General features: G+C 40.7%; 9 protein-coding genes. 5 read left to right on the top strand and 4 right to left on the bottom strand.

Annotated features, from left to right (window positions below):
* A partial coding sequence (locus JK188_RS14865; protein ID WP_211888662.1) for a hypothetical protein occupies positions 1-456 on the bottom strand: 456 nt, incomplete at its 3' end.
* Positions 457-669: 213 nt separating this feature from the next.
* Complete coding sequence (locus JK188_RS14860) at positions 670-2,253, bottom strand: TerC family protein (RefSeq protein ID WP_036949673.1); 1,584 nt, start codon at positions 2,251-2,253, stop codon at positions 670-672.
* A 242-nt stretch (positions 2,254-2,495) separates the two neighbouring features.
* On the opposite strand from JK188_RS14860, the gene gndA reads away from it, so the two are divergent.
* The 5 genes from gndA (at position 2,496) to JK188_RS14835 (ending at position 8,118) form a co-directional block, all read left to right on the top strand.
* Entirely contained in the window at positions 2,496-3,902 is a 1,407-nt protein-coding gene (gene gndA / locus JK188_RS14855) for an NADP-dependent phosphogluconate dehydrogenase (RefSeq protein WP_108478980.1), read from the top strand.
* A gap of 256 nt (positions 3,903-4,158) precedes the next feature.
* Complete coding sequence (locus JK188_RS14850; RefSeq protein WP_249215364.1) at positions 4,159-5,451, top strand: DKNYY domain-containing protein; 1,293 nt, start codon at positions 4,159-4,161, stop codon at positions 5,449-5,451.
* A gap of 87 nt (positions 5,452-5,538) precedes the next feature.
* Entirely contained in the window at positions 5,539-6,732 is a 1,194-nt protein-coding gene (locus tag JK188_RS14845; protein ID WP_211885000.1) for a multidrug effflux MFS transporter, read from the top strand.
* A gap of 128 nt (positions 6,733-6,860) precedes the next feature.
* A complete protein-coding gene (locus JK188_RS14840; RefSeq protein WP_211885001.1) occupies positions 6,861-7,496 on the top strand; it encodes a CatB-related O-acetyltransferase in 636 nt (211 codons plus the stop codon).
* Positions 7,497-7,695: 199 nt separating this feature from the next.
* Positions 7,696-8,118: an FxLYD domain-containing protein gene (locus JK188_RS14835; RefSeq protein WP_211885002.1), complete on the top strand. Its 423-nt coding sequence runs from the start codon at positions 7,696-7,698 to the stop codon at positions 8,116-8,118.
* 55 nt (positions 8,119-8,173) lie between these two features.
* Here JK188_RS14835 and JK188_RS14830 read toward each other — a convergent pair whose 3' ends face one another.
* Positions 8,174-8,602, bottom strand: coding sequence for a YbaK/prolyl-tRNA synthetase associated domain-containing protein (locus tag JK188_RS14830; protein ID WP_249215424.1), 429 nt, complete (start codon positions 8,600-8,602; stop codon positions 8,174-8,176).
* Between the two features lie 189 nt (positions 8,603-8,791).
* Positions 8,792-9,232, bottom strand: a complete 441-nt coding sequence (locus JK188_RS14825) for a hypothetical protein (RefSeq protein ID WP_211885004.1) — start codon at positions 9,230-9,232, stop codon at positions 8,792-8,794.
* Positions 9,233-9,258: the final 26 nt, after the last annotated feature.

Raw genomic sequence — 9,258 nt, 5'->3', positions numbered from 1 at the left:
AGATACATTCTTGCGCGATATTTCATTTTCAATGGTATTAATTTTGTTTTTATTTTCTGAAATTGCAGCATTTAGTTTTGTGAGTGTTTCTTGTTTTGAATGATGATGCTTATATGAAGTGCTATCTAATTTGTCTTGATATGTTTGGATTGAACTTGTAAGTTTTGTTAGCTGATTTTTGATGCTTGCAGGGTCTTTTTTCCATGATGGCGTACGGCTATCCATCATGCGGTCAATGCTAGATTTAATTTGTGTTAATGCCGTTGAAATATCCTTTTTCAGATTTTTAATTTCTTTTAAATGAACAGTTTTTTTACTTTCCCCCTTTTGAGGGTGCTGGATTGAATCATTTTTCACATTCGTTGCTAACTGCGGAAATGTCATTGTATTTCCAGCCAAATTCGTTGTGCTTACACGGCGCAGTTGAACTGGTTGGGTGTTATTAATTATAGTCATAGGTAGAGCCTCATTAAAGATTGGTTATTAAACGATTTGAATTATTCAACACGCAAATAATTTTCTCTTTAAAAAAACGCCACTACTTTTATTAATGGTTATACGGCAGCAATTCTTTCGACAAAAAAATACCGGCTCAATATTAAGATAAAAGCCGGTATTTAGATTGTATTAATCGTGACTTGTCTTAATCACACATTGCATTAACTAAGATTAGTCATCCACATAATCGTAGCCATCACCTACTGGTGCTGGTGGTGTAATCAAAACTTTATTCACGCGATGGCTATTCACCTCAAGGGGCTGGAAAATACAGCCATTGATTTCGACTTGCTCACCCACTTCTGGAACGCGTTGTAAATGCTCCATTAAAAGACCCGCGATGGTTTCATACTCGCGCTTATCATCCAGCTCCATTGGGATATACATAATTAAATCTTCCAGTGGCATAAAGCCATTGGCAATCCATGTACCATCGTCCAATTTTTGAATGTCATGGCGGGAGTCATTTTCTTCATCGCCAACGGGTAAATTACCTGCGATAGTTTCCATCACGTCGGTTAATGTCACGATACCTTCGACTGAGCCGAACTCATCGACCACAAATGCAAAGTGGGTATGTGCTTTACGGAACTGTTCTAACGCTTTTAACAGTGATAAACCTTCAGGGAAAATAAGCGGCTGAGTAACCAGTGCACGTAAATTCAGTTGTTCACCACTAAGTTGCTGTTTGACTAAATCCAGCACATAAACCACGCCAATCGGGTCATCACCGATACTTTCATCGACAACAACAAAACGTGAGTGTGGATTTTTTTCCATCAGTTCAATCAGTTCTGCAGACGATTTGTTAATATCCAAATAATCGACGTCGTGGCGGGACGTCATAATACTTTCGACGTTACGTTGCGCCATACCCAATACACGAGCAATCATTAAGCGCTCTTGTGGGTCAAACACAGATTGATTATCGGAGATTAAATCAGAGGTTCTTGCGTCTAATTCACCACGTTCAGTTTTACCACTTAAAATACGTAAGACAGCTTCTGCGGTACGTTCACGCAGAGGACGGCTACCTTTTAAGAATTTACGGCGGTTAAACTGCGCAAACTGGTTGAGCATCTCTATCATGATAGAGAAACCAATCGCTGCATACAGATAACCTTTTGGAATGGCGTAACCAAAACCTTCAGCCACAAGGCTGAAACCAATCATCAGTAAGAAGCTTAAGCACAAAATGACGATGGTTGGGTGCGCATTAACGAAGCTGGTCAGTGGTTTACTTGCCCAGATCATTAACATCATGGCGATAGTCACCGCTGCAACCATAACGCCGATATGGTCAACCATACCGACCGCAGTGATCACGGAGTCCAATGAGAACACCGCATCCAATACGATAATTTGCGCGACAACCGCCCAGAAATTGGAGGTTTTACGTTGGTTATTGGTATGTTCGTCCTTTCCTTCTAACCGCTCGTTTAGCTCCATGGTGGCTTTAAACAAGAGGAATATCCCCCCGATAAGCATTATCAGGTCTCTGGCGCTAAATGGATGCTCAAATAGAGTTAGAATAGGTTGGGTCAGCGTGATCAACCATGAAAGGCTGAATAACAGGATGATACGCATTACCAGGGCACACGTTAACCCTGTGATACGAGCTCTATCACGCAGTTTAGCTGGGAGTTTATCGGCCAGAATGGCGATAAAAACGAGGTTATCAATACCAAGAACGATTTCAAGAACGATTAGGGTAGCTAAACCCGCCCAAATCGAAGGATCTGCGATCCATTCCATACAGTTTGTTTTACCTTCTGATATGACGGCTTATACCGACTGGTGAATAATGAGGTTTGTTGACTTAAATATCAATAAAAATTCATTCAAGTAGCGTGATATTTGGCAAAAAATGATTCGATTAGTTTATCGATTGCATCAATAACTACCATGGAGCATCATCCTGAGTTAACATGTGATCCCGTTAACAGAATGTCAGCACAATCGAGGCTGACTTGGTCCTAATCAGACAGGAGTTTTTCATGTCAAAGCAGCAGATTGGTGTTGTCGGAATGGCAGTCATGGGTCGCAACTTAGCCCTGAACATCGAAAGTCGCGGTTATTCAGTCTCTATTTTTAACCGTTCAAAAGATAAAACTGATGAAGTCATTGCCGAAAATCCAGGGAAAAAATTAGTTCCCAACTACACGATTGAAGAGTTTGTCGACTCTCTGGAAAAACCACGCCGCATCCTGTTGATGGTTAAAGCGGGTGAAGCAACAGACAAAACTATTGCTGCATTAACGCCACATTTAGACAAAGGCGACATTTTAATCGATGGTGGTAACACGCTGTACAAAGACACTATCCGTCGTAATCGCGAATTGTCAGAACAAGGATTCAACTTCATCGGTACAGGTGTTTCCGGTGGTGAAGAAGGCGCACTGAAAGGCCCTTCCATCATGCCTGGTGGACAAAAAGAAGCTTACGAATTAGTTGCCCCAATCTTAAAAGAGATTGCAGCGAAAGCGGAAGGCGAACCGTGTGTGACTTACATTGGTCCAGACGGAGCCGGTCATTATGTGAAAATGGTTCACAACGGTATCGAATACGGTGACATGCAGTTAATCGCAGAAGCTTACTCTTTATTAAAAGGTTCTCTGAACCTGAGCAATGAAGAGCTGGCGGAAACGTTCTCTGAGTGGAACCAAGGCGAACTGAGCAGCTACCTGATTGAAATTACAGCGGATATCTTCAAGAAAAAAGATGAAGAAGGTAAATATCTGGTTGATGTGATTTTAGATGAAGCAGCTAACAAAGGTACCGGTAAATGGACTAGCCAAAGTGCTTTAGATCTTGGCATCCCACTGACTTTGATCACTGAATCTGTCTTTGCGCGTTATATCTCTTTCCTGAAAGACCAACGTGTTGCAGCATCTAAAGTTTTAACCGGTCCGGTACTGAAAACGGTTGAAGGCGATAAAAAAGTCTTTATCGAGAAAGTACGCCGCGCACTTTACTTAGGTAAAATCGTTTCTTACGCTCAAGGCTTCCAGCAATTGAAAGCAGCGTCAGATGAGTACAACTGGGATCTGAACTACGGCGAAATCGCGAAAATCTTCCGTGCTGGCTGTATCATCCGTGCACAGTTCCTGCAAAAAATCACTGATGCATACAATGACAATGCGCAGATCGCAAACTTGCTGTTAGCACCTTACTTCAAGCAAATCGCAGATGAGTACCAACAAGCTCTGCGTGATGTTGTCTGCTACGGCGTTCAAAACGGTATCCCAACACCAACATTCTCAGCGGCTATCTCTTACTACGATAGCTACCGCTCAGCGGTACTGCCAGCGAACTTAATCCAAGCGCAGCGTGACTACTTTGGTGCTCATACTTATAAACGTACTGATAAAGAAGGCGTTTTCCACACTGAGTGGATGGAGTAAGAATAAACCGCAAGGTTATCTTCCGTAAGTGAAAAAAGGTGCTCAATCGAGCGCCTTTTTTATTTTTAACTTTTTAGACACTTTCAGACTTCGAGTATTTCTTTCCTCACGCTTTTCCCGTTGAATACCCAGACAAAAATAGATTAAAAAAACAGAATAGGTATTTCACAGCATGAAATCCAAAACGATAAGTTTAATGGTAGTTGGCGTCACTCTTCTCGTCTCGATAGCGCTTATATCAGGAATGATATTATCGATGAATGACGAGCCGTATCATGAAGTCGACAGTAAGGGCGAAAAAGTCGGTTACAGTATTTACGTTATTTATAATGATAAAGTTTATGCGAGTGTGCCGAGCAATGGCTTTTATCTGATGAAGGATGCCGATCCTGCGAGTTTTAAATTATTACCGGAAGGCACTTATTATGAGGGCCAGTTTGCGATAGATAAAAACCATGCTTATTGTGGAAACTTGGAAATCCCTGCATTTAATCCGAACAGTGCAAAATCGCTGGGAAATAACTATTTTACCGATGGAAATCAGACCATATATTGTTCAATGGGCTCAGTAAGGAATTATGAGCTTTCAACAATGGATGAATTATTTCAGTCTTGGTTATATGGCTGGGATTTAGGGGATAAACCGCAAACCTATATTTACCCGATGAAACCACTTCCTGCATCATCGACGCCATATCAATCATTATTGTCACGTTATTTGGCAACAGATGGGCAGCGCGTTTTTTATCAAGGCGAATATATGCCAGATGCTGACCCTGCGAGCCTACAGGATATTGGTACGCTACAAGATGATAATTCTGTACGAGATAGCCTTCATTTTTATCGTGATAATCTGAACGTCTATTATGACCAATATAAATTGCCAATAAAGAGCCATTCTGGTTTATACAGCTTGATATTGGATGGCTTATTTCAAGAGGGGTATTTGATTGATCCGCAATCAGGCAATGTTACGATGAATGATATTGTATTTCCTGAGCAGCACGCTCCTTATCAGCTAATAAGCCGTAATGGTCAGCATGTGAATCAAGCATTATTTTTATCGAAAGATGGCGTATTTTTCTATCATAGAGAAAAAGAAATTATTGTTCGAGCAGGGGCGAATCCATTTATTGACGGTGAATTAAAGGAAATAGCTCCCTTAGTATTCACTCATAATAACCAAACTTATTATCTACAGGATTCTGAGATTTGGGGAACCAATAAAAATCCGGGGTTAATTTCACGGAGTACAAAAATTTATCATTTCAATGAGACGAATAGCGCACCTTGGGAAAAGGTGGGGGATTTAGATCATCACAGATTTGGTCAGGTATGGAAAAAAGGGAATGAATATTATTATTTTGACAATTTAGGCTCTACCCAATTAATTCGATATACCATTTATCGGATCGATAACCAGCGTACCGTGAATCGTTTATTGAACGAAAGGTTATTACCAAGAGATATTCGTGTGTTGATTGATAATGATGATTTACAGCCAATAAGAGGCACTGAAGTCGTCCACGCCATTACCAAGTATCGATAAGATTCGATATCTATACAGAAATTCTGATATTATCGATAGCCATTTTCAAAATCGCTATCGATAACTCACCTGTTCAGAATCGGTCATATGCATAAATTTCTCGCTTTATTATTACTTTTAGTCCTATTAGGGCCTCTTGGGATAGACCTGTATTTACCGACTATTCCTGCTATCGCTAAAGATTTAGGGAGTAGCGAGTCAATAATCCAATCGACCATTGGATTATTTATTTTAGTCTTAGGGATTGGACAGCTAATTTCAGGACCCCTAGTCGATAGATTTGGTCGCAAGCCTATCGCTATCATTGGGTTAGCGATTTATTTGGCTGGCTCCATTGTCGCCGCATTTTCAACGACGGCAGGGTTATTTATTGCTTCCCGGCTGTTACAAGGAGTGGCTGTATGCTGCACCTCCGTGGTGGCATTTAGCTGTGTCCGCGACCGTATGAATGGGACTGAAGCCGCACGAGCATTTGGTTTTTTAAACGGAACACTCAATATTGTGCCTGCCTTGGCGCCCTTATTAGGGGGACTGCTGGCGGAAGCGTGGGGATGGCGAGCGCCATTTTGGTTCTTGGCGATTTACGCTGTGGCAATTTTCTTGCTGATTCTATTTTTCCTACCAGAAACACGCCCAGCCAGCTTACAGCAGGTTAAAAAGCTTCAATTTAAGAGCTATTTTCGAATTTTAACCAGCGAGCATTTTTTGATTTTCGCGTTAGTCAATGCCGGCGCAATGGGCATGGCGCTGACGTATGTCTCTCTAGCTCCTAGCGTATTAATGGGGGATGCTAAGTTATCGCCTCTCGAATTTTCAATTGTCTTTGGTGTTAATGGTTTCTGGATCATGCTGGCGAGTTATATCGCGAACTACTGCATTCGAAAAATGGGGCGTCCAGCGTGTTTATCTATTGGTAGTGTCATGATGGCACTCGGCTGCATCGGTTTATTATTCGGTTTGATGGTGCTTTCACCTGAAACACAAACCTATTGGTTAGTGTATATGCTGCCAGTAGCCTGCGCCTGTACTGGGCTTGCCTTTATGATGGGTACCGCGACCAGCTATGCATTGGAACCTTTTGGCAATGAAGCCGGAGCGGCATCAGCCCTCGTGGGATTTGTGCAAATGGCGGGTGGCGCTGTATTAGGGTTATGTGCAATTGCGTTACCAATAGCGCCAAAATTGTCCCTTGCGCTGGTGATGCTAGCGGGATGTGTTTTCGGATTAGTTGCAAGAAAAACCAGTATAAAACGGGCCGCCGTAATAGAAAAAATAGAGTAACCGATATGATGAATAACCCATTGTTAAAGCAGCCGAGGATCGGTTAGTGGTGATGTAGTGTGAACGCAATTACATCACCATAGAATGCGTTCTATGGTAATTAAATACTGATTTGAAGGTTATTTACCATGATAAATAAACATTGGTCGAAAACGCAGTTATTACATGAAGTTGTTCAAAACCCCAATATCCATATTAAAGGATGTCACAGTTATTATAGTGATTGCTGGGATGATGGTTTTGAACCGTCCGTGGTGCGTTATTTACAAGGCGATGAACAGAGCCGAGATTGGCAATTAGCTTGGGATGTAGACCAACTCTATATTGGCGATTATGTGTGTATTGGGGCTGAAGCCGTTATTTTGATGGGGGGAAATCATACCCATCGATTAGATTGGTTCTGTTTGTATCCTTTTCTTGAGCATATTGAAGAAGCCTATATTGGTAAAGGCGATACCATTATTAGCGATGGCGTTTGGATTGGGATGCGGGCATTTATCATGCCGGGTGTTCATATAGGCGAAGGCGCGGTGATTGCGGCAAACAGTGTTGTGGTTAAAGATGTGGCGCCTTACACCATTGTTGGTGGTAACCCGGCAAAGCCCATTAATACGCGTTTTTCCCCTGATGTAATAGAGCAATTATTAGCGTTGAAGATCTATGAATGGCATGAAGATAAATTCGAAGCATTGAAAGTGTTTATTTGCAGTTCGGATTTTCAGGCCTTAAAAGAGGCTAGCGAGCAGTATGACCAAACTCATTAATGGCTTATAGTGCTTAAAATTCATTTTTTCAATTTAAAGGGTTATCGCGAGATAGCCCTTTTTAGGATTAATTACCCATCATTTTGTGACTACCGCAGTTTTTTTATTATCATAATACGAGTACGTTAATTAAGCAGTCAGGTGTTAGGTTTGCTCATGCAGTATCAAACTCATGCAGTTTTAATTTGAGTCAACGCCTATGAAAAAATTAACTTGTCGTATTTTTCATTTACTGGCTTCTTATCGTTCTATTTTGTTGGTTTCCATTATTAGTAGCTATTTTTCTTCTTTTCTTTATGCATCCTCGGAAAAAGCGGTCGCATATCCCGCACCGATTAATATCAGTCAGATTGAAATTAAATATAATGATCAACTGGATTATCCTGAGATAATTGGCAACATTACGAATGTTTCAAATGTTGTTTTATATCAGACCTATATTAGATTTGAACTACTGAAGGATGGCGTGTTTATTGGGGAAACAAACTATAGGGTGACTAGCTCAATTAAACCAAAACAAACGGTAAATTTCATTGCTACTATTCCAGATTATGATGTTATACCCAATGAGCAGATTGTTGTTGAAACCATTGCTGCCTATTATTTGGATAAACCGCGTTGAGTATCATTTAGGAGCCAGCTGATGATGGTGGCTCCTAATCAATCAGTGTGATGAGTTATTCATCATCTGTGCGAATAAACTCGACTAAAGTGGGTGACGCGATACGCTGGTAATCTTGGGTATTGAGAATAATTGAGCGCTCTAGGCTTCCCGCATTAAACGCGAGTTCATCAAAGCGGGTAAACAGGTAGGGGTCAGCGATAAGCTTCAGTGATGGATGAAAGCTAAATGGCGGGATAGCGCCGAAGACACAGTGGGTGAGTTCATCGACTTCCTTCGGGCTAGCTAATGAGGCACGAGTACCGCCAATGGCTTTGGCAATTTTACTTAAATCTGCTTGTTGATCAGCAGGTAAGATGGCTAAAACATGCTGGCGAATACCATTTCCTTTCACATGACAGACTAACCCTTTAGCGCCTTGACCTAGCTGCGTTCCGCGGATTTTTGCAACTTCTTCAGATTTTCCCGCCGTTGGGTGTTCCATCACACGATATTTTGCATTTTGGCTATTTAGTAATTGGGTTAACTGTGTAAAAACGTCATTGTCAGACACAACGAGCTCCTTCTAAAGTCCACATCAAATGAAGAATGATAGCAAGTTCATCCTGTTGGAACTAGGTGTACTCTGGATGTTAAATGGAACCATACTTAAAATTTTAGATGAATATGTGTATCAATAGCACGTATCTCGGCCTTTAAATATATTAGCAATCATCATGGATGACTTAGGGTGAGTAATGATATTTTTAAGCGTTATTTTTAATGTACTGATGTCATTACATGAAAATTCTTCATTATCATATTTTATTAGAACAGGAAATCCTAACTCCCTATTGATGGTGTAAGCGCATAACGTATTTTTGATGGAATCATTTTCGCTGTTATTCAATATGACAGCTTTGTCATAACTAGAGACTGAATTGCTTAACCGTGAAAGCGTATCTGCTTTAGGTTGATTTTCAATGCTGATACAAACAATGCTATTTGTTGATTTTTCTATTAGTTTAAAAATAGAAATTATTTCATTCTCAATGTTTTCTTTTAATACAATTACATTCAGTGACTTTTCTAGAGCTGTTTTTAATAGAGCTAAAATATCATCATGGTTATTCATAATTTAATCCGCAAAAAATAGGATAG

Origin of the sequence: Providencia sp. JGM181 (genome assembly GCF_018257375.1) — a bacterium.
In the GTDB taxonomy this organism is placed as follows: domain Bacteria; phylum Pseudomonadota; class Gammaproteobacteria; order Enterobacterales; family Enterobacteriaceae; genus Providencia; species Providencia lanzhouensis.
Note: the sequence above shows the minus strand (reverse complement) of the source record. Positions and strands in the feature narration are given on the sequence as shown.

Coding starts and splice junctions, on each gene's coding strand:
- JK188_RS14850 (WP_249215364.1), top strand. CDS start 4,159: ATGAATGACGAGCCGTATCATGAAGTCGACAGTAAGGGCGAAAAAGTC.
- JK188_RS14860 (WP_036949673.1), bottom strand. CDS start 2,253: ATGGAATGGATCGCAGATCCTTCGATTTGGGCGGGTTTAGCTACCCTA.
- JK188_RS14840 (WP_211885001.1), top strand. CDS start 6,861: ATGATAAATAAACATTGGTCGAAAACGCAGTTATTACATGAAGTTGTT.
- JK188_RS14835 (WP_211885002.1), top strand. CDS start 7,696: ATGAAAAAATTAACTTGTCGTATTTTTCATTTACTGGCTTCTTATCGT.
- gndA (WP_108478980.1), top strand. CDS start 2,496: ATGTCAAAGCAGCAGATTGGTGTTGTCGGAATGGCAGTCATGGGTCGC.
- JK188_RS14825 (WP_211885004.1), bottom strand. CDS start 9,232: ATGAATAACCATGATGATATTTTAGCTCTATTAAAAACAGCTCTAGAA.
- JK188_RS14845 (WP_211885000.1), top strand. CDS start 5,539: ATGCATAAATTTCTCGCTTTATTATTACTTTTAGTCCTATTAGGGCCT.
- JK188_RS14830 (WP_249215424.1), bottom strand. CDS start 8,602: ATGGAACACCCAACGGCGGGAAAATCTGAAGAAGTTGCAAAAATCCGC.